Consider the following 22,117-nt stretch of genomic DNA (forward strand, 5'->3'; position numbering starts at 1 on the left):
CGTTGTGTCCTACCCGCAAAGTCCCGCTGATCCGAACCGCGACCTGGCCGACCCGTTCCGAAACCTCGACCCGGCGCCCACGACGGGCCGCATCGCGATCGTCGCCCCGCCCGCCGACGGATGGGAACCGATCGTGGAGATCGCCCCCATCACCGCCGAGGAGGTCATCGAACGCCAGCGGCAGGTGTTCGGCGGCATGAAGATCGGCTCGGCCCTCTTCGGGTGGCTCACTGCGGCAGGGGTCACGGCCATCCTCACCGGGCTGCTCGTAGCCATCGGCATTGCGCTCGGTCGCGGTGCGGCGCGCGGTGCGGCGTCGTCGACCGGCGACGCGCTGCTCGATGCTGACACCGTCGGATGGGTCGGGGTCAGCGCACTGCTCGTGATCGTATTGGCGGCGTTCTATTGCGGCGGCTACGTCACCGGCCGCATGGCGCGCTTCAGCGGCGTCCTGCAGGGTCTCGCCGTGTGGCTCTGGGCGCTCGTGATCGCGATCCTGGCGGCGGTGCTCAGCGTGGTGCTGGGTCGCCAGGACGACATCCTCGGCTACCTCGACGCGTTCCCGCGCGTCCCCGTGCCCGAGAGCGCCCTGACGATCGCCGTCATCACCGCCGCGGTCGTTGCGGCCCTCGTGAGCATCGGCGGTGCCATCCTCGGCGGCGTCGTCGGGGTGCGCTACCACCGTCGCGTCGATCTCGTCGGGTTCGATCGGTAGCAGACAGGGGCCCGAACGCCCGGCGGGCGTCGGTGCCGCCTCGTACTATGGGCGTGTGAGCGACATCCCCACCGAGTTCGAAGCAGCCCGTGCCGAAGCCGCGGTGCTCGCCGACCGCATCGAGGATGCGCGGCTCGCCTACTACGGCGATGGCGACTCGCCGTTCTCCGACGCCGAGTACGACGCCGACTTCCACCGGCTCGAGGCGCTCGAGCGGGCGTTCCCCGAGCTCGCGGGCCAAGACAGCCCGACCCAGCAGGTCGGCGCGGCCATCGTCTCGGCGGGTTTCCCCGAGCACGAGCACGCCGAACGCATGCTCAGCCTCGACAACGTCTTCTCGATCGACGAGTTCCGCGACTGGGCGACGAAGACCGCCGCTGCGGCAGGGCGGCCCGTGCGCTGGCTCTCCGAGTTGAAGATCGACGGACTGGCGATCAGCCTGGCCTACCGCGACGGTGTGCTCGAGACCGCGACGACGCGAGGCGACGGCCGCGTCGGTGAAGACATCACCGAGAACGTCGACCTGATCCCCGCCATCCCGCCGCGGCTCGAGGGCGACGGGTACCCCGCGTTCTTCGAGGTGCGCGGCGAGGTGTTCCTGCGCACGAGCGACTTCGAGGCGCTGAACGAGCGACAGCACGAATTGCAGGCCGCTTTCGAGGCCGAGCAGATCGCAAAGGGTCGTGCGATCGAGCAGATCCCCACGAAGTATCCCGAGTTCGCCAACGCACGCAATACTGCGGCAGGCAGCCTGCGCCAGCGCCGCGAGAAGAAGAGCACGTTCGAGCTCTCGCTCATGCGCGAGCGGCTCGGCCGACTCGCCCTGTATCTCCACGGCATCGGCGCTTGGCGCAGTGCCTCACCGGCTGGGCCCGATGTGGCGAACCAGTCCGACATCTACTCGCTCCTCGCCGGGTGGGGTCTGCCGGTCTCGCCGCACTCCCGCGTATTCGACTCGGTCGACGACGTCGCCGGGTACATCGTCGAACGCGGCGAGCATCGCCACGACGTCGAACACGAGATCGACGGCATCGTCGTCAAGGTCGACGAGCTCGCACTGCACGACGAGCTCGGAGCGACCAGTCGCGCGCCGCGTTGGGCGATCGCGTACAAGTACCCGCCCGAAGAAGTGCACACGAAGCTCCTCGACATCGTCGTCGGCGTCGGCCGCACCGGCCGCGCGACGCCCTACGCCGTCATGGAACCCGTGAAGGTCGCCGGCAGCACCGTGCGGCAGGCGACACTGCACAACCAGCAGGTTGTGAAGGCGAAGGGCGTGCTCATCGGCGACACCGTGGTGCTGCGCAAGGCGGGCGAAGTCATCCCCGAGATCCTCGGTGCGGTCGAACAATTGCGCGACGGCAGCGAACGGGAGTGGCACATGCCCGAGCGCTGTCCCGAGTGCGGCACGCCGCTGCGCGCCATGAAAGAGGGCGACATCGATCTGCGTTGCCCCAATGCGAAATCCTGCCCCGCCCAAGTGCGCGGGCGGGTCGAGCACATCGGCTCACGGGGCGGCCTCGACATCGAGGCGCTCGGCGAGGTGACCGCGGCCGCGCTCACCCAGCCGTCCTTCCCGACGCAGCCGCCGCTGCCCACCGAGGCCCGCCTCTTCGATCTCACGATCGACGAGCTCGTGCCGATCGAAGTCGTCGTGCGCGACGCCGAGACGGGCGAACCGAAGGTCGACGACGAGACCGGCGAGCCGGTGAAGCGAGCGCCATTCCAGAAGCTCGGGCCCGCGAGCTATCCGCCAGGCACCGAGACCATGAAGCCGACCGAACGCCGAGCAGCAGGCGTGAAGAAGAACTTCCGCGAGGTCGGGCCGTCCGAGGCGGCGACGAAACTGCTTTCCGAACTCGGCAAGGCCAAGACGAAACCACTCTCTCGCCTGCTCGTCTCACTCAACATCCGCCACGTCGGGCCGGTCGCGGCGCGAGCGCTCGCCGACCACTTCGGCTCGCTCGAGGCGATCCGCGGTGCATCCAGGGAAGAGCTCGCCGAAGTCGACGGCGTCGGCGGCATCATCGCGGACTCGCTCATCGACTGGTTCGGTGTCGACTGGCATCTCGAGATCATCGACCGGTGGACCGCCGCAGGCGTCCAATGGGCGACGCCGGGGCATCCGGGGCCGGGCGCCGCAGCCGAAGCCGGGGGAGTACTCACGGGGCTCACGATCGTCGCGACCGGATCGCTCGATGGCTTCACACGTGACGGCGCGCTCGAGGCGATCATCGCCGCGGGCGGCAAAGCCGCGTCGAGCGTCTCGAAGAAGACCGACTTCGTCGCTGCCGGGCCGGGAGCCGGTTCCAAGCTCGCGAAAGCCGAAGAGCTCGGCATCCGCGTGCTCGACGCCGCCCAGTTCGCGGTGCTCGTGAGCGAAGGTCCGGCTGCGTTGCCGGCGATCGAGGCAGCTGAAGGCGACTAGCCGGGAATCAGGGGGAGTATGTCGGCACCAGAGGACGACGCAGCGGCATCGGCGGATGCTTCGTCGAAACAGGCTCCGCGCGGCCCCTCGCGCCGCGAGTTCCTCAGGGTCGGCGGTGCGGCGGCGGCCGGAGTCGTCGTCGGCGGCGCGGCCGGTGGGGCGGTCGGTGCCGCGCTCGCCGGGGGAGCATCGAACGCGACCGCGACCGCGCCATCGCCGAGTGCGATGGCCGTGCCTGAGGGCGCAACGCCGATCGAACACCTCGTCGTGCTGATGGGAGAGAACCGCTCGTTCGACAATCTCCTCGGCCGGCTGTACACGACGGAGTCGTTGCCCGAGGGTGCGAGCTTCGACGGGCTCGACTTCGGCGAGTACTCGAATGTCGCGTCCGATGGCAGCACGGTGTCCGCGCACGTCTACACGGGTGCGACCGACCGGATCATGGAGCAGCCCGATCCTGACCCCGGCGAGGAGTACCCGCACGTCAACACCCAACTGTTCGGCACGATCGACCCCGAGCACAACGAAGGTCGTGAGACTGCGGAGATGACCGCGCCGTACAACGCGCCGAGCGACGCCTCGCAGCCCGACATGTCGGGCTTCGTGCGCGACTACGAGTCGAATCTCCGCGCGCTCCGCCGCGGACGCGCGCCTGAGGCCGACGAGGTTCGCCAGATCATGGGCGGGTTCGACCCCGTCATGCTGCCGGTGCTGTCGACGTTGGCTCGCGAGTTCGCGGTCTTCGACCACTGGTATTGCGGTGTGCCGTCGCAGACGTTCTGCAACCGGTCGTTCTTCCACGCCTCCACGTCGCACGGCTTCGTCACGAACGTGCTGAACGGCGGCTACCGCAAATGGCTCGACGCCCCTGATTCGCCGACGATCTTCAACCGCCTCGAAGAGCGGGGCGTGAGCTGGCGCATCTACTTCGACGAGCGCCAGTTGATCTCCTTCACCGGATTCCTGCACGCACCGGTACTCGAACGCTTCTGGCGCACGGAGCACTTCGCCACGATGGAGGATTTCGAGAGTGACGCCGCGGAGGGCACGCTGCCCGCGTACGCGTTCATCGAACCGCGCATGGTCTACGACCACAACGACTTCCACCCGCCGTTCGGCAAGCTCCGCGAAGGAGAGTTCGACGGAGAGCCCATCGTCGACAGCGCCGTTTCCGACGTGCGTGCGGGTGATGCGCTGGTCGGCCGCGTCTATCAGGCCGTGCGCGGGGCGGCATCGGAGTCGGGTTCCAACGCCCTCAACACGATGCTGCTCATCACCTTCGATGAGCACGGCGGCACCTACGACCACGTGCCCCCGCCCTCGGCGAAGCCCCCGAACGACGACGGCGAAGGCGAGATGGGGTTCGGGTTCGATCGTCTCGGATGCCGCGTGCCGGCGATCGCCATCTCGGCCTACACCGGGGCCGGCACGATCATCAGCGACGAATTCCACCACGCCGCTGTCATCGCAACGCTGGCGAACACGTACGATCTCGACAGGTTGACCGATCGCGACGCCGGCGCCCGTGATCTCAGTGCGGCGCTCAACCTCACCGCGCCGAGGCATCCGTCGACCTGGCCGTCGCCGACCCCGCAGTACGTGCCGCCGAACGACGAGGAGCGCCCGCCTGACGAAACGGATAGCGCGTCGACGCGGCCGCTGAGTCCGCCCGGTCAAGGACTGCTCGGCCTGCTGCTCGCGAAGTACGGCAAGCCGGGCGAACCGCAGCCCGAGACGTATGCCGAGGCCTACGAACTGCTGCACCGCTACGGCGACGGGCTGTTCGGCGTGCCCCGATAGAATCGATCCATCCCCATCCCGAGACGACGGAGCAGCATGTCCGAAATCACTGCGGAGCAGGTCGCGCATCTCGCGAACCTCGCCCGCATCGCGCTCACCGATGAAGAGATCGAGCACCTCACGACGGAGCTCGGCCAGATCATGCACGCGGTCGAGCAGGTGAGCGAGGTGGCCACGTCCGACGTGCCGCCGACGAGTCACCCGATCCCGATGCACAACGTGTACCGAGACGATGTCGTGGGCGACACCGTGCTCACGGCAGATGAGGCGCTCGCGGGCGCCCCCGAGTCCGACGACGCGCGGTTCAAGGTCTCCGCGATCCTGGGAGAAGAGCAGTGAGCGACGAACTCATCCGCCTGTCAGCCGCCGCGCTCGGCGAGAAGCTCGCCTCGGGCGAGGTCTCGTCGGTCGAGGCGACCCGCGCGCACCTCGACCGCATCGCCGCCGTCGACGGAGCCGTGCACGCGTTCCTCCACATCGAGGGCGATCGCGCCATCGAGACGGCCGCCGAGGTCGACCGGCAGCGTGCAGCAGGTGCCCCGCTCGGCCCGCTCGCCGGCGTGCCGATCGCGATCAAAGACGTGCTCGTCACCAAGGGCATGCCGTCGACCGCCGGATCGCGCATCCTCGAAGGCTGGGTTCCGCCGTACGACGCGACTCCGGTCACCAAGGTGCGCGAAGCGGGCATGATCCCGCTCGGCAAGACGAACATGGACGAGTTCGCCATGGGTTCGTCGACCGAGCACTCGGCATACGGCCCCACCCATAACCCGTGGGATCTCGAACGCATCCCCGGCGGGTCGGGCGGCGGCTCGGCGGCATCCGTCGCCGCCTTCGAGGCGCCCCTGGCGCTCGGCTCCGACACCGGCGGCTCGATCCGCCAGCCGGCGCACGTCACCGGCACCGTCGGTGTGAAGCCGACCTACGGCGCGGTCAGCCGCTACGGCTCGATCGCCCTCGCGTCGTCGCTCGACCAGATCGGCCCGGTCACGCGCACCGTGCTCGACGCGGCGCTGCTGCACGACGTCATCGCCGGGCACGATCCGCTCGACTCGACCTCCATCCCCGAGGCATGGCCATCGATGGCCGACGCCGTGCGGCGAGCGGATGTCTCGGGCCTCCGTATCGGCGTCATCAAGGAGCTCGACGGCGAGGGCTTCCAGGCCGGTGTTCGGCAGCGTTTCCACGAGTCGCTCGAACTGCTCGAACAGCAGGGCGCCGAGATCGTGGAGGTCTCCGCACCGCACTTCGAGTACGCGATCGCGGCGTACTACCTGATCCTGCCCGCAGAAGCGTCGTCGAACCTCGCGAAGTTCGACTCGGTGCGCTTCGGCCTCCGTGTCACGCCCGAGGGCGCTGGCACGGTCGAGCAGGTCATGGCTGCGACCCGCGAGGCCGGTTTCGGCCCCGAGGTCAAGCGACGCATCATCCTCGGCACCTATGCACTCTCGGCGGGCTACTACGACGCCTACTACGGCAGCGCGCAGAAGGTACGCACGCTCGTACAGCGCGACTTCGGTGCGGCCTTCGCGAACGTCGACGTGCTCGCCTCGCCGACCGCACCGACGACCGCGTTCAAGTTCGGCGAGAAGCTCGCCGACCCCGTGTCGATGTACCTGAACGACATCGCGACGATTCCCGCGAACCTCGCCGGTGTGCCGGGCATCTCGCTGCCGTCGGGGCTCGCCCCCGAAGACGGGCTGCCCGTCGGCATCCAGTTCCTCGCGCCGGCGCGCGAGGACGCACGTCTCTACAACGTCGGCGCTGCGCTCGAGCAGTTGCTCGAGGCACGTTGGGGCGGCCCGCTCCTCGCGCAGGCGCCCGACCTCTCCGCCCATGAGCTCACCGCGACCGAGGAAGGCGCACTCTGATGGCCCGCGCTGAACTGATGGACTTCGATAAGGCCCTCGAACTCTTCGAGCCGGTCATCGGCCTCGAGGTGCACGTCGAGCTGAACACCACGACGAAGATGTTCTCGTCGGCGCCGAACCCCGCGAACTCGCAGTTCCACGGCGCGGAGCCGAACACGCTCATCACGCCCGTCTGCCTCGGCCTGCCCGGTTCGCTGCCCGTCGTCAACGGCGAGGCCGTGAAGTACTCGATCAGTCTGGGGCTCGCGCTCGGCTGCTCGATCGCCCCGTCGAGCCGGTTCGCCCGCAAGAACTACTTCTACCCCGACCTCGCGAAGAACTACCAGATCTCGCAGTACGACGAGCCGATCGCGTTCGACGGCGAGGTCGAGGTCGAGCTCGAGAACGGGCGCACCTTCACGGTGCCGATCGAGCGCGCGCACATGGAGGAAGACGCCGGCAAGCTCACGCACGTCGGCGGTTCGACCGGTCGCATCCAAGGCGCCGAGTACTCGCTCGTCGACTACAACCGTGCCGGTGTGCCGCTCGTCGAGATCGTCACGCGCCCGATCTTCGGCGGCGAAGCCGACACTCCTGCGCTCGCGAAGGCGTACGTGTCGACGATCCGCGACATCGTGCTCTCGCTCGGCATCTCCGAGGCGCGCATGGAGCGCGGCAACCTCCGTTGCGACGCGAACGTCTCGCTCCGCCCCCGCGGGCAGGAGAAGCTCGGCACGCGCACCGAGACGAAGAACGTCAACTCGATGCGGTCGGTCGAGCGTGCAGTGCGCTACGAGATCCAGCGTCAGGCCGCAATCCTCGCCGGTGGCGGCACGATCACTCAAGAGACGCGTCACTGGCACGAAGACACCGGTGCGACGAGCGCCGGACGGCCCAAGTCCGACGCCGACGACTACCGGTACTTCCCCGAGCCCGACCTGCTGCCGGTCGTGCCCTCGGCCGAGCTGATCGAGGAATTGCGCGCCGCGCTGCCCGAGGCGCCCGCCGCGCGCCGCCGGCGTCTGAAGGCCGAGTGGGGCTTCACCGACGACGAGTTCCAGATCGTGGCGAACTCGGGCATGCTCAACGAGCTCGCCGCGACCGTCGCCGCCGGCGCAACCCCGGCTGCCGCGCGCAAGTGGTGGACGGGTGAGATCGCGCGTCTCGCGAACGCCGCCGACCGGGATGCCACGGGCCTCGTGTCGCCCGAGCACGTCGCCGAGCTCGCGCAGCTCGTCGATTCCGGCACGCTCACCGATCGCCTGGCCCGCCAGGTGCTCGAGGGCGTCATCGCCGGCGAGGGCTCGCCGCAACAGGTCATCGACGCGCGCGGTCTCGCCGTCGTCTCCGATGATGGCGCGCTGATCGCGGCGATCGATGCGGCACTCGCCTCGCAGCCTGACGTGCTCGCGAAGATCCGCGATGGCAAGGTGCAGGCGGCCGGTGCCGTGATCGGCGCCGTCATGAAGGCGATGCAGGGCAAGGCCGATGCGGCGCGTGTGCGCGAGCTCGTGCTCGAGCGGGCCGCGACTCCGGTGGCCGAGTAGCGCGTGCAGCGAGCGTTCTCATACCGCCGGTCGAGTAGCGAGCGTTCTCGTACCGCTGGTCGAGTAGCGAGCGTTCTCGTACCGCTGGTCGAGTAGCGAGCGTTCTCGTACCGCTGGTCGAGTAGCGAGCGCAGCGAGCGTATCGAGACCGACTCACAGCCCGCACGATACTGACGGCCGTACAGTGGTCGTCCTTTGAACGATTGAGGAGCACGACATGGGATTCCTGGACCGACTGTTCGGCACCGTCCCCGACGAACCTGCGGCGCGCCCGGTTCCTTCTGCACGCCGACTGAGTGACGACGAGCTCGCCGTCGAGCGATACCGCTACCTGCTGCGCACGGCGCCGCCCGAGTCGGTCGAGACGGTGCACGCCGAGGCATTCGCCAAGCTCACTCCCGAGCAGCGAGCGGCGGTCTTCGCCTCGCTCTCCGAAGAGGCACCGGCCGGTGAACGACTCGTCTCCGACGAGCCCGGCGCACTGGCTCGGGCGGCGACCCGTGCCGAGCTTCGAGCTCCCGGCAGCGTAGAACGTGCCTTCAACCGGGCGGATGCCGCGGGTGGCCGCACCCAGCAGGGCGGGCCGTCGTTCGGCGGTATGTTCGCAGGCTCGCTGCTCGGCTCCATCGCGGGTGTGGTGGTCGGTTCGGCGATCGCGCAGGCGTTCCTGCCCGACCCCGCCTCGTTCGAGGCGGGCGCCGACGGCGGGGACACCGGGGGCGACTCGGGCGGCGAGAACGGTGCTGGCACGGGCGCCGATGCCGGTGGCTATGACGCTTCTGGTTCCGACCAGGGCGGCTTCGGAGACTTCGGCGGTGGCGATTTCGGTGGTGGTGGCGACTTCGGTTTCTGATGCTCCATCGCTGGCCCTGAGCTTCCGATGACAGTGGCACGGGCTAGGTTCGGAGCATGAGCAAGCAGGACGGCTCGTCGCGGCAGGTCACCACCGGCCCGGTCGACGATTCGGCGACACCCATCCTGCACGTCGACATGGATGCGTTCTTCGTGTCGGTCGAGTTGTTGAAGCGGCCCGATCTGCGCGGCAAGCCGGTGCTGGTCGGCGGTACCGCCGGGCGTGGGGTTGTTTCTGCGGCGAGCTACGAGGCCCGAAAGTACGGCGTGAACTCGGCGATGCCGATGTCGCTCGCATTGCAGCGCTGCCCGAACGCGATCGTGTTGCGGGGCGATTATGCGAGCTACACCGAGTACTCGCGTCGGGTGATGACCATCTTCGAAGAGGTCACCCCGCTCGTCGAGCAGCTCTCGATCGATGAGGCGTTCCTCGATGTGTCGGGCGCGCGACGCCTGCACGGCAGCCCGGCCGAGATCGCGTGGACCCTGCGGCAGCGGGTGCACCGCGAGACCGGGTTGACCTGCTCGGTCGGCGTGGCGGCGACGAAGTTCGTGGCGAAAGTGGCGTCGAGCAGGGCGAAGCCCGACGGCATGCTCGTGGTGCCGGCCGAGCGCACGCTCGAGTTCCTGCACCCGCTGCCGGTCTCGGCGCTCTGGGGGGTCGGGCGAGTCACCGAGGAGTCGCTCACGCGCATCGGCCTGCGCACGGTCGGCGATGTCGCCGCCATGCCGGTCGATGCGCTCGAACGTGCGCTCGGGCCGGCCCTCGCGGCCAAACTCAGCCATCTCGCGATGGGCGTCGACGCGCGCGACGTCGTCACGGGCCGTGAAGAGAAGAGCATCGGCCACGAGGTCACGTTCGGCTACGACCTCACCGATCTCGAGCAATTGAGGCGTGAGCTCCTCCGGCTCTCCGACGACGTCGCCGTGCGGCTGCGCAAGGCGGGGCTGCTCGGCCGCACGGTCGTGTTGAAGCTCCGCTACGGCGACTTTCGCACGGTCACCAGGTCGCGCACGCTGGGCGAGCCCACGGATGTCGCGCGCCGCATCTACGACGAGGCATCCGCGGCCCTCGGTGAACTCGCCGGCGATGGTGCGCGAATCCGTCTCATCGGTGTTCGAGCCGAACAGCTACGGCCGTCGGGTACCGGTGCGATGTTGTGGGACCCCGACGAGGAGTGGCGCGAGGCCGAGCGCACCATCGATGAGGTGACCGCTCGTTTCGGTCGAGGCGCAGTGCGGCCGGCTTCGCTCGTGCGCCCGGCGGTCGATCGTGTCGAGTCGTCACGACGCAAGGATGCGGGCGGTGAGTGAGTGCGTTGCGATGAACCCGTTCGAGGGCGAATCGTGAGAGGGGTGGCTGAGCGGCGCATCCGCGGGTAGCGTTGCAGGCATGGCTGAACTCGTACTGGAACTGGCTGAGAGCGTCGCCGGCGTCGGCGTGAAGACCTCCTACGGCGACGTCGTCGAGATCGACGGCACCACCCTCGTGCCGGTGGCGCTCGGATACTACGGCTTCGGTGCCGGCAGCGGCTCCGACGAGAAGGGCGACGAGGCGGGCGGCGGTGGCGGCGGTGGCCTCTCCATTCCGCTCGGCGCATACGTCGGTCGCGATGGCGGCGTTCGCTTCGAACCGAACCTCATCGGCCTGCTGCTCGTCGCCACCCCGCTCGTGTGGGTCACCGGCAAGGCGCTGCGCATGGTGATCAGAGCGCTCAAGCGCTGAGACGCCCACCGTCGCGGCGGTCGACCCTCACCGTGCTCGTCGGCGTATACTCGTCAGCGAACACGGGAGTCCGGTGAGCCGGGCTGAGAGGAAGGTTCTCAACCTTCGACCGTCGAACCTGATCTGGGTAATGCCAGCGCAGGGAGGGCAATCACATCTCAATTCCCGTGCCTCTTTCCACGAATCGAAAGGGCACGACAGTGCACACTGCAGCAACTGAAACCAGCACATCTCCGGCCGCTCCGAAGCCGCGCAATCTGCGTTGGCGGGTCGTCGACATCGTCGTCGCCAGCGTGATCGGCGTCGCGACGGGGCTTCTTTTCCTCTTCTGGAACAACATCGGTTACGCATGGTTCAGTGCGGCCGATGCGCTCACGCCGGGCCTCGGCGGTATCGCCGTGGGCATCTGGCTCATCGGCGGCGTGCTCGGCGGACTCATCATCCGCAAGCCGGGTGCGGCCCTCTTCGTCGAGCTGCTCGCCGCGGTCGTGTCAGCCCTGATCGGCAACCAGTGGGGCATCGAGACGATTTACTCGGGCGTGGCGCAGGGGCTCGGCGCCGAACTGGTGTTCGCGATCCTCGCCTACCGCCGGTTCGGTGTGTTGCCCGCCATGCTCGCCGGTGCGGCGGCCGGCGCGGCGGCCTGGAGCCTCGAGCTCTTCACCTCCGGCAATCTGCAGAAGTCCGCCGAGTTCCTGGGGCTCTATTTCGCGACGGTGGTCGTGTCGGGCGCGGTCCTGGCCGGGCTGCTCGGCTGGCTCATCGTGCGGGGCCTCGCAACCACCGGGGCGCTCAGCCGTTTCGCCGCGGGTCAAGACGTGACTCAGCGGGTCTGACGTGGGTCACGACTCCGAAGCCATCCGGCCCGCGCGCGTGGAGGCGCGCGGGTGGGGGTGGCGCCACGCCGGCAGGCGCGACGCAGCGCTCGATGGCATCGACCTTCGTATCGAACCGGGGGAGCGGGTGCTGCTGCTCGGGCCGTCGGGTTCGGGCAAATCGACGCTCCTTCACGCCCTTGCCGGAGTTCACGGCGGAGCCGAGGAGGGCGAGGAGACCGGTTCGCTGCGCATCGACGGCGAGTGGCCGGCATCGGTGCGGGGCCGCGCGAGCCTCGTGCTGCAGGATCCCGACTCGCAAGTGATCCTCGCTCGCGTCGGTGACGACGTCGCCTTCGGCTGCGAGAACCTCGGGGTGCCGCGAGACGAGATCTGGCCGCGTGTGCGTCGCGCGCTCGACGACGTCGGGCTCGACCTTCCACTCGATCACCCGACCAGCTCGCTCTCCGGCGGGCAGAAGCAGCGCCTCGCGCTTGCCAGTGCCCTCGCGATGCGTCCAGGGCTCTTGCTCCTCGACGAACCGACCGCGAACCTCGACCCCGACGGGGTGAGCGAGGTACGCCTCGCGGTCGACCGCACGCTCGAGCGCACCGGAGCGACCTTCGTCGTGGTCGAGCATCGTGTCGATGTCTGGATCGACCTCGTGACCCGAGTGGTGGCGCTCGGCAGGAACGGTCGTATCATCGCCGACGGCGACCCCCGACACGTCATCGACACGCAGCGCGAGGCCCTCCTCGCCGCCGGGGTATGGGTGCCCGGCTCGCCGCCGACGGTGACGTCGGCGCGGCCCGCCGCTGCGGCATCCGTTCTCGATCTCGCCGGTATCGACCTCGCGATCGGCCGCCGGAGCGATGCGGTCGTGCGAGCGGGGCTCGAGTTGTCATTGCCGAGAGCCTCGTCGACGGTGCTCACGGGGCCGAACGGCGCCGGAAAGTCGACCCTCGCCCTCACGATGGGCGGACTCCTGGCACCGATCGCCGGTCACGTGCGCGCGTCAGCGGAACTCGCGAGCGGGCTGCGCAGTGAGCCGATCCGATGGCGCTCGCGCGAGTTGCTCACCCGCATCGGAACCGTGTTTCAAGAGCCGGAGCACCAGTTCGTCGCCTCCACCGTGCAGCGCGAACTCGAGGTCGCCCCGCGGGCGCTGGGTCTCGACGCGGCGACGACCCGTCTGCGCACTCGCGAGGTGCTCGAACGCTTGGGGCTCGACCGGCTCGCCGAGGCGAACCCGTTCACGCTCTCCGGCGGTGAGCAACGTCGGCTCACGGTCGCGTGCGCGCTCGTCGCGCAGCCCCGCGTCATCATCCTCGACGAGCCGACCTTCGGCCAAGACCGTCTCACCTGGATCGAACTCGTCGGCCTGCTCAGGGGGCTGGTCGACGACGGGGTGACCCTGCTCTCGATCAGTCATGATGCGGCATATCTCGCGGCGCTCGGCGATCAGCATCTCGATCTCAGCCGGGAGTCCCTTCGGGTGGAGGCAGCGGCATGATCGCGGCACCTCGACTGCGTCTCGTCGATCGCGTCAACCCCGTCAGCCGCCTCGCCGCGGCGATGCTCCTCACCACACCACTGCTCCTCACCGTCGATTGGGTGAGCGCCGCGGTCGCGCTCGTCGTGCAGCTCGCACTGTTCGCCATGGCCGGTGTGACCCCGAAAGTGCTCGTGGCCCGCACGTGGCCGATCCTCATCGCGGCACCGATCGCCGGTCTCAGCATGCTGTTGTACGGGCGGCCCGAGGGCACCGAGTACTGGTCGTTCTGGCTGGCGCGGGTCACCGACGGCTCCATCGAACTCGCCATCGCCGTCACCGTGCGCGTACTCGCGATCGGATTGCCGGCGGTGCTGCTGTTCATGAATGTCGACCCGACCGAGCTCGCCGACGGGCTCGCGCAGATCGCTCGCCTGCCGAGCAGGTTCGTGCTGGGCGCGCTCGCGGGAGCACGCCTCGTCGGCCTGTTCATCGAGGATTGGCGGGCGATGGCGTTGTCGCGCCGCGCGCGCGGCATCGGCGATCATGGGGCCATCCGCCGGTTCGCGACCATGGCCTTCGCGCTGCTCGTGCTCGCCATTCGGCGGGGAAGCAAACTCGCGACCGCGATGGAGGCACGCGGCTTCGGGTCCGACCGACCGCGCACCTGGGCGCGCGTCTCCCGTGTCGGTTGGTCGGACGCGGCGCTCCTCGCACTCTCCGTCGGCATCGCCGCGCTCGCGATCGGCGCGGCCATCTGGGCCGGTACTTTTCACCCGGTGTGGTCGTGACCGATCGCCCGAGTGTCGAGGTCGGCCCCGCGGCATCCGCCGTTCGGGCCGTGCTCACTCGGGTACGCACGGGGCGATCGCAGATCATCGCGATCGACGGACCCAGCGGCTCCGGCAAGAGCACGCTCGCCGACGCGATCCTGCGGGCCTGGCCCGGTCGAACGCCCGACCTCGTTCGTCTCGACGACGCCTACCGCGGCTGGACCGGGCTCGAACGGGCCGGCACCGAGTTGTCGCACACCCTCATCGCCCGCCGGGGGAGAGGCATGGTGGGGCAGTGGCGGCAATGGGACTGGGCGACGGATCGTCCGGGTCCGATCGAGTCGAGCGATCCCGGCAACACGCTGGTCATCGAGGGGTGCGGCGCGTTCGCGGCCGTTGCGCGGGTCGACGCGGTGCATGTCTGGGTGGAGGCCTCTGCACGAGTGCGCAAACGCAGGGCGCTGGCACGAGACGACGGTGCATTCGATCCGTATTGGGAACTCTGGGAACGGCAGTGGCGCCGATACGTCGCGCGTACAGGACCCGCGCGTCGTGCCGATCTCCGGGTTCGCGTCGTCGACGTCTGAGCCGGCGCCCTCGCGCGGCGCCCTGCCCCTTGGTGCGACCGAGCGCTACGGTAGTCACATGAGCACAGACACGACAGGCGCCCAATATGTCGCGGAGTTCCTCGACGGTCCACTCGAGGGCGAGTTCGAGCAGCGCATCCTCGTGGGCGGCAAGCCCGAACAGCGCGTCGGCATGGTCGCCGCCGTCGACGGTCTCGAGTCGCTGTTCTGGTACGACGCGGTCGACGAGCGCGAGGTCAACGGACAGGTGCGAGTGCAGTTCCGCTTCGATGCGGATGACTCCGACCCGGTCGAGTCCGACGACGAGAACGACTGAACGTACCGCACGCGGGAGGCTGCGCGCCCACCCGTTCAGCCTTCGTCTCGGTCCTCGGTTCAGCCCTGCTGATCGGCGAAGAACGCCCCGATGAGCGCAGCCGGATTCATGAGTCGCCAGAGCGGACCCGGATCGCCGATGTCGCTCGTCAACTCGAGCGGCGAGCCGAGATCCCCGCTGGCAGCGGCCACGACCACTCTGCCGACGTCACGGCCCGCCGACGCGGTCGTGAAGGCTTCGACGGCGACGGATGCCTCGCCGCCCGGGTTGCCCCACGAGACATCCGTCTGGCTCACGGTGGCGATGAGCTCGGCTCGGTCTCCCCAGGCCGCTTCGACACTCGCGTAGGGCGTGCCGGCGGTGATGACTTCGACGGGCTGCGCGGTGAGCGCGCTCGATTCAACCGCCGTACGGACGGCTGCGTCGAGCGTCTCGTAGTCGGGCATGAGCGACATCGCTCCGACGAGGCGATGTGGGGGTTCGCCTTCTGCGCCCGGGATCTCGGTTGCGAAGAGGAAGGTCAGGCCCGCCTGGTCGGTGTAGCTGCGGGCGAGGGCGCGCACTCCCGTGTCGCCGAGGTGGGCGACCACGTCTGGCACGTTTCGCGCCCCGGCGACCGCTGGGGACTCCACCGTGTCGTACATCGCCGCGAGCGCCGGGTCGGCCAGTGCCAGCGCCGTGAGCCGGGTGAGTTCTTCGGCGGTGCCGACATTGTCGCCCGACAGGCCCGTCGCGTCGGCGACCCGGGTCTCGGTGAAGCCTTGCTCGGCGAGCCAGGCATTGGCCGCCTTGACATAGGGGTTGACGCCGCCGAACGCCCAGCGCACGAGCGTGTCGGCGTGGTTGTTGCTCGATGCGAGCAGCACTGCACGCACGACGTCTCGCTCCGTCCAGCTCTCGCCGGGCGAGACCTGCAGAGTGCGCGAGTCCTCCGCGACGTAGCGGAGGTAGTCGGTGTAGTCCTCGGGTCCGATGTTGATGGCCGGGCCGGCACCGCCGTCTGCGGGCAGCGGTAGGGAGTCGAGGGTCGCGAGCACGGCGATGAGTTTTGCGGCGCTGCCGATCGGAACCGCGGCCGTGTCGCCTGCGACGGCGAGCGTCGTCGGCGCGCCGTCGTCAGCGAGGACGGCGATCGCGCTCGCGCCCGCGGCGGGAAGCGAGATCGCGGTGGGCGAGCCCACAGCGGATGCCGCTGCAGTGGTGTCATCGACCGTGACACTCACGGCCGGGAGCGGACCGAGGAGCATCGCCGGACCGTAGACCCCGATGCCGAGGATCGCGATCGCGCCGACGGCGATGCCCACGATGCGGCCGGGGGTGATGCTCATGGAATCAGCGTAACCCGGCCGCGTTCATGCCCAGGACGACCCGACTACTCGGTGCGGCGCTGCGTACGCCGACCACGAAACACGGCGAGTGCGCCGAGCACGGTGAGGAACATCACCAGGACGATGCCGATCCCTGGATCGACGCCGGTGGCGGCGAGCCCGCCCGCGGAGTCGGGATCGTTCGGCGCGCCGCCGCCACCCTCCGTGTCGCCGGGCGTGTTTCCTCCTCCGTTGCCGCCGGTGGTCGCCGGCGAGACTTCGATCGTGACCGATGCCGACACCGCACCCACGGTCGCGGTGATCGTGTGCGCGCTCGCATGGGTGAATGTCACTCGGTTGCCCGAGATGACGTCGCCTGGTTGATCACTCGTCAAGATCACCTCGGATGTCACATCGTCGTGATTCCCGAACGCGTCCTCACCCGAGACGGTGATCTCCACGGAGTCGCCCACCGTGGCCGAGAGTGAGACCGCTGAGAGGGTGATCTCGGTGATCGGACCCGGAGCGATCTCGAACGTGAGCGCTCGGCTGCTCGAGCCCGTCGCGGAATCCATCCGAACCGTGAAGGTTGCCGTGGTGGCGACCTCGGATTCGCCCGCGAGCTCGCCGCTCGTGGTGTCGAGCACGAACCCCGCTGGGAGAGAGCCCTCCGTCACCGTGTATCGCGCGGACTCGGAGCCGGTGGCGCCGAGTCGAACCGAGTGCTCGACCCCGGCCACCGCATTCGGAATCGACGTCACGAGCTCGGGCGCAGCTTTCCCGACCGCGACCGGGAGTCGGTCGAACGCCAGCAGCCCGACATCGTTCGAGGTGCGAATCATCGGGCCGGCGCCGTAGTGCGACAGATAGCTCACCGTCGCATTCGCGCCGATGGCACCGGTCAGTGTCACGAGCAGCTTTCCTCCCTCGTGGTAGCTCACGTTCGTCACCTTGGCCGATGAGCCGTTCACCACGAAGTCACCTGTCGAGGTGATGTTCGCGTCGATGGTCAACGGATCGGTGGCGGAGTCGAGCTGGATGGTGAACTCCGTGCTCGACGCTGCCGTTGCTGCTGCGGCGATCGGGTTCGGTGCCGCAACGCCGGCGCTCGGCCCGCCGTAGAGGTCGCGGAGGAGCACGGCCGCCGCCTGCTCGCCGAACATCTGGTAGCCACCTTCGTATCCGAAGTGGCAACCGTCATGGACGGGTGCCCCCGTCGTGGAGAGCACGGTCACGCCATGCGTCCGCGAAAGGTTCCGTTGCGCTTCGCGCAGGGCGATGTCGTCGCCGCGGGCCGCGTTTCCCGCGCCGTTGCACGATGTTCGGAGCTGGTAGGCGTAGTAGTGCGCGCCGCCGCGGATGTTGGAGCCGAACTCGCTTCGCCAGTCTTCGAGCAGATTCGTGAAGCCGTCGATATGACGAGCCGTATCGCCGTTGTCCGACTCGCCCTGGTACCAGAGCACCGCCTTGACGTCATCGAGGACCCCAGCTGCTTCCAGGCGCTGCCGTAAACGGCCGTAGTTCGTTCCGATGTCATCCGGGTCGGAATCGTTGCGCTGGAACACGTGGATCGGCTGCCCGCCGTGTGCGCCATTGATGATCGCAACCGGAACCTGAAGCTCTTGCGAGAGCAGGCCACCCATGCGCATGCCCCACTGGCCGACCATGCCGACATTGGTGACCTGGTTCTTGTTCACGGAGGTCATGTCACCGTAGGCGTATTGCCATGCACGGCTGCCTCGTGAGGTGTCGGGGTGCCATGACGTCGTGCCGTAAGTCCGCACCCATGGCGACTGATTGCCGGTGCTCGAATCCGATCCGTCCTGCCACGCGGCGGACTCCGAGTTGGATTGTCCTTGAATCACGAAGACGTCGCCGGCGACGACATGGGTCCACCGGCCGCTGGTGCGCCAGATGCCGTCGATCTGGGTCTCCAAGTGGAATTCGTAATCGTGGAGGCCCGCCGTGATGCGCGTGTCGAACGAGAACGACGAGTCCGAACTCGCCTGCGTCGTCGTCTCTCCGGCACTCGTGACCGAGAGACGGACGTTCTCGACCGCGGCATCCGAGGTACCGGCGACGATCACGTTCGCACCGTTGTCGGCATCGCGCGGGAAGAGCTGCCGATCTTGCGGAGCGTTGCTGAGCTCGACGACCGCTGAGCGTGTGTAGACCGTGAGCGTTCGGCTCGTGAACGAATCCGCATTGCGGGCGAAGGTCCAATCCGACTCCGCCGTGCCGCCTCGGGGTGCGTCTCCGAACCCGATGTCCAGCGTTCCCGGCGAGGTGAACCCGTTGAGCGCCATCACGGTGCTCGGGGTCTGGGCATCGCCCGGTTCGGTGTTCACTCGGTGGATCTGGAACGAGCCGTACCACCCGACGGTCGGCTGGTCGTCGGCGTCGTACGCGCCGTTCGTCGCGCCCTGTACTTGCCCGCTGCGGTAACGCTCGTAGGTGTTCGGCCAGTGTTCGATCCACCCCGTCATACCTTCACCCGTCGCGACGCCGGCGACGTTCGAGGCGACATCCAAGTCGTTCACGCGCTGCTGCGTCATCTGGCCCGGGATCGTATGAAGGCCGAGCAGCGAAGGATCTGCGGTGAAGGCGTCCATACCGGACCAGGCCCACTGCGTGCCGGTGCCGCTCGTCGTCTCGAGGCAATACCCCACGCGGTCGAAGCCGTGTTCGGCGGATTGAAGTGCATTGAACGTGTAGTCGGGCACGGCGCCCGGCCATGAAGCGTTGGCAGGGAGTTCGAGTTGCAGTACCGGCGCCTGGCCGTCGGCCGTGGCGGCCGCGTCGCACGAAGTGGGTGCGGTCGTCTCGGCGGCCGGCGCGGGAGCGATGGGGGTGAGGACGAGTGCCCCGGTCAGGGTTGCGAGAGTGAGGAGGCGGACGGGCGTGCGTGCCGAAAGCGCGTTGATCAATGCGGGCCAATCATCTTTGATGTGCTCAACGTGTGGAGTGAATCTGGTGATGAAACGATTCAGAAGTGATCAGTCGATACAGTAGCGGCCAGTCGAGCGGCGCGTCAATGCCCCGGGTGGCCCGTCAGCGCCCTGAGCGCCGCTTCGATGCCCCCGAGCGGCCGGGGCGGCCGGTGGAGCGACGCGTCGGACTCAGGCCCAGCCGAGTTCGTGCAGGCGAGCGTCGTCGATGCCGTAGAAGTGGGCGATCTCGTGTACGAGCGTGACGTGGATCTCTTCACGGAGTTCATCTTCGTCGTCTGAGATCGAAAGCAACGGCTCGCGGTAGAGGATGATGCGGTCGGGCATCTCACCGAATCCGTACCGGTCGCGTTCGGTCAGCGCCCACCCGTCGTAGAGGCCGAGCAGGTCGAGCGAGCCGTCTTCGGGGCGGTCTTCGACGACGAAGACGACGTTCTCGAGGCCGTCGACCATGTCGTCGGGCAATTGGTCGAGCTCATCGACGACGAGAGCTTCGAACGCCTCGGCATCGAGTTCCACGAGCAACTCCGTTCGGAGCGGGTGAAGGCACCTGGCATCTCATGACTACCAGGAGCACATGGGGTGAGTAACGGGGCTTGAACCCGCGACCTGCTCCTGGCATCTCTCACCACTACCAGGAGCACATGGGGTGAGTAACGGGGCTTGAACCCGCGACCTCCTGGACCACAACCAGGCGCTCTGCCAACTGAGCTATACCCACCATGTGTCGACCGCCGAAGCGATCTGGCAACTCAAAGAGACTACTACACCTTGGCGTCGAACTCGTCCACGACGGTCGCCGCAAGGGTCTGGAGTTCTTGGGTCGATGGGCCGGGTTCGGCGACGAAGACCGCGCGCCGGTAGTAATGCAGTTCGCGGATCGATTCGAGGATGTCGGCGAGCGCCCGGTGTCCGCCGTGTTTCTGTGGTGAGTTGAAGTACGCGCGGGGGAACCAGCGCTTGGCGAGTTCCTTGATCGAGGAGACGTCGACACTGCGGTAGTGCAGGTGCGCATCGAGGCGAGGCATGAACTTCAGGAGGAAAGCGCGGTCGGTGCCGATCGAGTTGCCCGCGAGGGGTGCTTTCTGTTCTTCGGGTACATGCTTCAGCACGTACTCGAGTACTTCGTACTCCGCCTCTGCGACGCTCACGCCGTTCGGGATCTCTTCGATGAGTCCGGATTGAGTGTGCATGGTTCGGACGAACTCGCCCATCGACTCGAGCGCGCTCGGATCGGGCTTGATGACGATGCTGAGCCCCGCATCGACGGGGTTCAGTTCGTAATCGGTGATGACGACGGCGATTTCGACGAGTTCGTCGACCTCGAGGTCGAGTCCGGTCATTTCACAGTCGATCCAGACCAATCGGTCACTCGAGGAAGCCATGCGGTGAGTCTACCGGGGCGCTCCGACGCTGACGGTCAGCGCCTCTGGCGGCGACGGAAGCCGAGATGGACGACCCGTCGACGCAGTTACGGCTCCAGGGCCCGGATTCAGTGCCCCCGGCAGGAATTGAACCTGCGACCAAGAGATTAGAAGGCTCCTGCTCTATCCGCTGAGCTACGGGGGCGACGGTGTCAAGCATACCGGGGCAGGCCGGGTCACCCCTCGACGGGCAAGTACGGATCGTCGTCCGGCTGCTTCGCGGCGGCATCAGTCCGGCCCTTGCGAATCGTGAGTGCGATGAGCGGGAACAGCAGCACCGACGCCATCCCCGCCCCCACGAGGGCCGCGGCGGTACCGCTCGGCAGGTCGCCGTTGTCGACTCCGATGGCCGTGACCGCGACGATGATCGGCAGACCGGTGGCGCCGAAGAGTGCGGTCGCCGCGAGGTCGCGCCGACTCGAGCCCTTCGGTGCGGCGAGAAGCGAGGGCAGTCCGCGCACGATCAGCATCAGCACCAGGAAGATGGGGAGAAGTGCCGTCGTGCGGACGTCGGCGAAGAGCGCCTCGAGGTCGAACGTCACGCCCGTGTTGATGAAGAACACGGGCACGAGGAAGCCGTAGCCGACGGCTTCGAGCTTCGTCTCGACGATCTCTGCGTCGCGCTCGGGCGCGCCGGTCATGAGCAAGCGGTAGATCACGCCGGCGGTGAATGCGCCGAGGAGCATGTCGAGGTCGAGCACGATGCTGAGCGCCACGAGCGCGAGCAACACGAAGATGACGAGCCGCACCGCGAACTGCCCGCTCGTGTGGAGCGTCGCGGTGATCACCCGATGCATCCGCTTGCCCACACCCTTCGCGGCCAGCCAGATGGCGATGCCGGCGATGACCGCGAAGGTGAGGAGCACGATCGTGGCGAGCAACGGAGTGCGCCCGCTGAGGAAGATCGAGATCGCGAGCAGCGGCCCGAACTCACCCACTGCGCCGAGCGCGATGACCCCGATGCCGAACGGGGTGCCGAGATCGCCCGAATCACGAAGCACCGGCATGATCGTGCCGAGCGCCGTCGAGGTCAGGGCGATGCCGATGAAGGCTGCCGCGGGGAGCTCGGCCACCAGCACCGCGGCGATCCCGATGCCCGCGGCGAGTGAGATGATCCAGCCGATGGCGGCACGGCTCAGGGGGCGTCCGCGGATCGAACGGAAGTCGACCTCATTGCCCGCGAGGAAGAACAGCATCGCGAGGCCGAAGTCGGCGAGCTGGCCGATGAACGCATCGGGCACCACCCAGCCGAGGACTGCAGGTCCGAGTGCGAGTCCGAGCAGGATCTCGAAGACGACGAGCGGGATCACGACCCAGCGTCCGATCACCCGCACGAGCAGTGGTGCGGCAACGGCGATCGCCGGCACGAGCACCATGGTTCCGATCGAGATATCCATCCGAACTCCCGTCAGTCCGCAACTTCGTCAAGGCCGGCAGCGTTGCACTTGCCGCGATGTTAGCGGAGGCCCGGTGGCATCCGCGCGATGACGCGGCCGCGCCTGTTTGCATCCAGGAAACATCTCAGCGGTATCGTCGT

General features: G+C 68.2%; 19 protein-coding genes, 2 tRNA genes and 1 riboswitch. Of the genes, 14 read left to right on the forward strand and 7 right to left on the reverse strand.

The features are described 5' to 3' along the window. Window positions 1-4 precede the first annotated feature (4 nt). From AC1C2S_RS16545 to AC1C2S_RS16610, 14 genes are all read left to right on the forward strand, one after another. Window positions 5-715: a hypothetical protein gene (locus AC1C2S_RS16545; protein ID WP_495353702.1), complete on the forward strand. Its 711-nt coding sequence runs from the start codon at window positions 5-7 to the stop codon at window positions 713-715. Between the two features lie 55 nt (window positions 716-770). Then, window positions 771-3,143, forward strand: coding sequence for an NAD-dependent DNA ligase LigA (ligA, locus tag AC1C2S_RS16550; protein ID WP_495353703.1), 2,373 nt, complete (start codon window positions 771-773; stop codon window positions 3,141-3,143). A gap of 18 nt (window positions 3,144-3,161) precedes the next feature. After that, window positions 3,162-4,943 carry an alkaline phosphatase family protein gene (locus tag AC1C2S_RS16555; RefSeq protein WP_495353704.1) on the forward strand — a complete coding sequence of 594 codons (1,782 nt, stop codon included), beginning with the start codon at window positions 3,162-3,164 and terminating at the stop codon, window positions 4,941-4,943. A 36-nt stretch (window positions 4,944-4,979) separates the two neighbouring features. Beyond that, the gene (gene gatC, locus AC1C2S_RS16560; protein WP_495353705.1) at window positions 4,980-5,282 is read left to right on the forward strand and encodes an Asp-tRNA(Asn)/Glu-tRNA(Gln) amidotransferase subunit GatC; all 303 of its coding nucleotides are present in this window, start codon (window positions 4,980-4,982) and stop codon (window positions 5,280-5,282) included. Next, window positions 5,279-6,814, forward strand: coding sequence for an Asp-tRNA(Asn)/Glu-tRNA(Gln) amidotransferase subunit GatA (gatA, locus tag AC1C2S_RS16565; protein WP_495353706.1), 1,536 nt, complete (start codon window positions 5,279-5,281; stop codon window positions 6,812-6,814). Before gatC ends, gatA begins: the two co-directional genes overlap by 4 nt. Further along, entirely contained in the window at window positions 6,814-8,340 is a 1,527-nt protein-coding gene (gene gatB, locus AC1C2S_RS16570; protein ID WP_495353707.1) for an Asp-tRNA(Asn)/Glu-tRNA(Gln) amidotransferase subunit GatB, read from the forward strand. Before gatA ends, gatB begins: the two co-directional genes overlap by 1 nt. A 217-nt stretch (window positions 8,341-8,557) precedes the next feature. Next, window positions 8,558-9,193, forward strand: a complete 636-nt coding sequence (locus AC1C2S_RS16575; RefSeq protein WP_495353708.1) for a hypothetical protein — start codon at window positions 8,558-8,560, stop codon at window positions 9,191-9,193. Between the two features lie 56 nt (window positions 9,194-9,249). Further along, entirely contained in the window at window positions 9,250-10,506 is a 1,257-nt protein-coding gene (locus AC1C2S_RS16580) for a DNA polymerase IV (RefSeq protein WP_495353709.1), read from the forward strand. A 79-nt stretch (window positions 10,507-10,585) separates the two neighbouring features. Next, window positions 10,586-10,918, forward strand: coding sequence for a spore germination protein GerW family protein (locus AC1C2S_RS16585; protein ID WP_495353710.1), 333 nt, complete (start codon window positions 10,586-10,588; stop codon window positions 10,916-10,918). Window positions 10,919-10,970: 52 nt separating this feature from the next. Beyond that, a riboswitch (TPP riboswitch) is annotated at window positions 10,971-11,080 on the forward strand. Between the two features lie 38 nt (window positions 11,081-11,118). Then, the gene (locus AC1C2S_RS16590; protein WP_495353711.1) at window positions 11,119-11,754 is read left to right on the forward strand and encodes an ECF transporter S component; all 636 of its coding nucleotides are present in this window, start codon (window positions 11,119-11,121) and stop codon (window positions 11,752-11,754) included. A 1-nt stretch (window position 11,755) separates the two neighbouring features. Beyond that, a complete protein-coding gene (locus tag AC1C2S_RS16595; RefSeq protein ID WP_495353712.1) occupies window positions 11,756-13,246 on the forward strand; it encodes an ABC transporter ATP-binding protein in 1,491 nt (496 codons plus the stop codon). Then, window positions 13,243-14,016, forward strand: a complete 774-nt coding sequence (locus AC1C2S_RS16600) for an energy-coupling factor transporter transmembrane component T family protein (RefSeq protein WP_495353713.1) — start codon at window positions 13,243-13,245, stop codon at window positions 14,014-14,016. Before AC1C2S_RS16595 ends, AC1C2S_RS16600 begins: the two co-directional genes overlap by 4 nt. Then, window positions 14,013-14,585, forward strand: a complete 573-nt coding sequence (locus AC1C2S_RS16605) for a nucleoside/nucleotide kinase family protein (protein ID WP_495353714.1) — start codon at window positions 14,013-14,015, stop codon at window positions 14,583-14,585. Before AC1C2S_RS16600 ends, AC1C2S_RS16605 begins: the two co-directional genes overlap by 4 nt. A gap of 58 nt (window positions 14,586-14,643) precedes the next feature. After that, window positions 14,644-14,901 (forward strand): hypothetical protein, encoded by a 258-nt coding sequence (locus tag AC1C2S_RS16610; RefSeq protein WP_495353715.1) that lies wholly within the window; start codon window positions 14,644-14,646, stop codon window positions 14,899-14,901. Between the two features lie 59 nt (window positions 14,902-14,960). On the opposite strand, the gene AC1C2S_RS16615 is transcribed toward AC1C2S_RS16610, so the two are convergent. The 7 genes from AC1C2S_RS16615 to AC1C2S_RS16645 form a co-directional block, all read right to left on the reverse strand. Continuing rightward, window positions 14,961-16,229, reverse strand: a complete 1,269-nt coding sequence (locus AC1C2S_RS16615; protein WP_495353716.1) for a serine hydrolase family protein — start codon at window positions 16,227-16,229, stop codon at window positions 14,961-14,963. 44 nt (window positions 16,230-16,273) lie between these two features. Beyond that, window positions 16,274-19,135, reverse strand: a complete 2,862-nt coding sequence (locus AC1C2S_RS16620; protein ID WP_495353717.1) for a sialate O-acetylesterase — start codon at window positions 19,133-19,135, stop codon at window positions 16,274-16,276. A 192-nt stretch (window positions 19,136-19,327) separates the two neighbouring features. Beyond that, window positions 19,328-19,675: a metallopeptidase family protein gene (locus AC1C2S_RS16625; RefSeq protein ID WP_495353718.1), complete on the reverse strand. Its 348-nt coding sequence runs from the start codon at window positions 19,673-19,675 to the stop codon at window positions 19,328-19,330. Between the two features lie 126 nt (window positions 19,676-19,801). After that, window positions 19,802-19,877, reverse strand: a tRNA-His gene (locus tag AC1C2S_RS16630). 43 nt (window positions 19,878-19,920) lie between these two features. Further along, window positions 19,921-20,541 carry an oligoribonuclease gene (gene orn, locus AC1C2S_RS16635; protein ID WP_495353719.1) on the reverse strand — a complete coding sequence of 207 codons (621 nt, stop codon included), beginning with the start codon at window positions 20,539-20,541 and terminating at the stop codon, window positions 19,921-19,923. A 111-nt stretch (window positions 20,542-20,652) separates the two neighbouring features. Then, window positions 20,653-20,725, reverse strand: a tRNA-Arg gene (locus AC1C2S_RS16640). 31 nt (window positions 20,726-20,756) lie between these two features. After that, window positions 20,757-21,977, reverse strand: a complete 1,221-nt coding sequence (locus AC1C2S_RS16645; protein ID WP_495353720.1) for a cation:proton antiporter — start codon at window positions 21,975-21,977, stop codon at window positions 20,757-20,759. Between the last annotated feature and the right edge of the window lie 140 nt (window positions 21,978-22,117).

Source organism: Agromyces sp. Y782 (genome assembly GCF_059445405.1).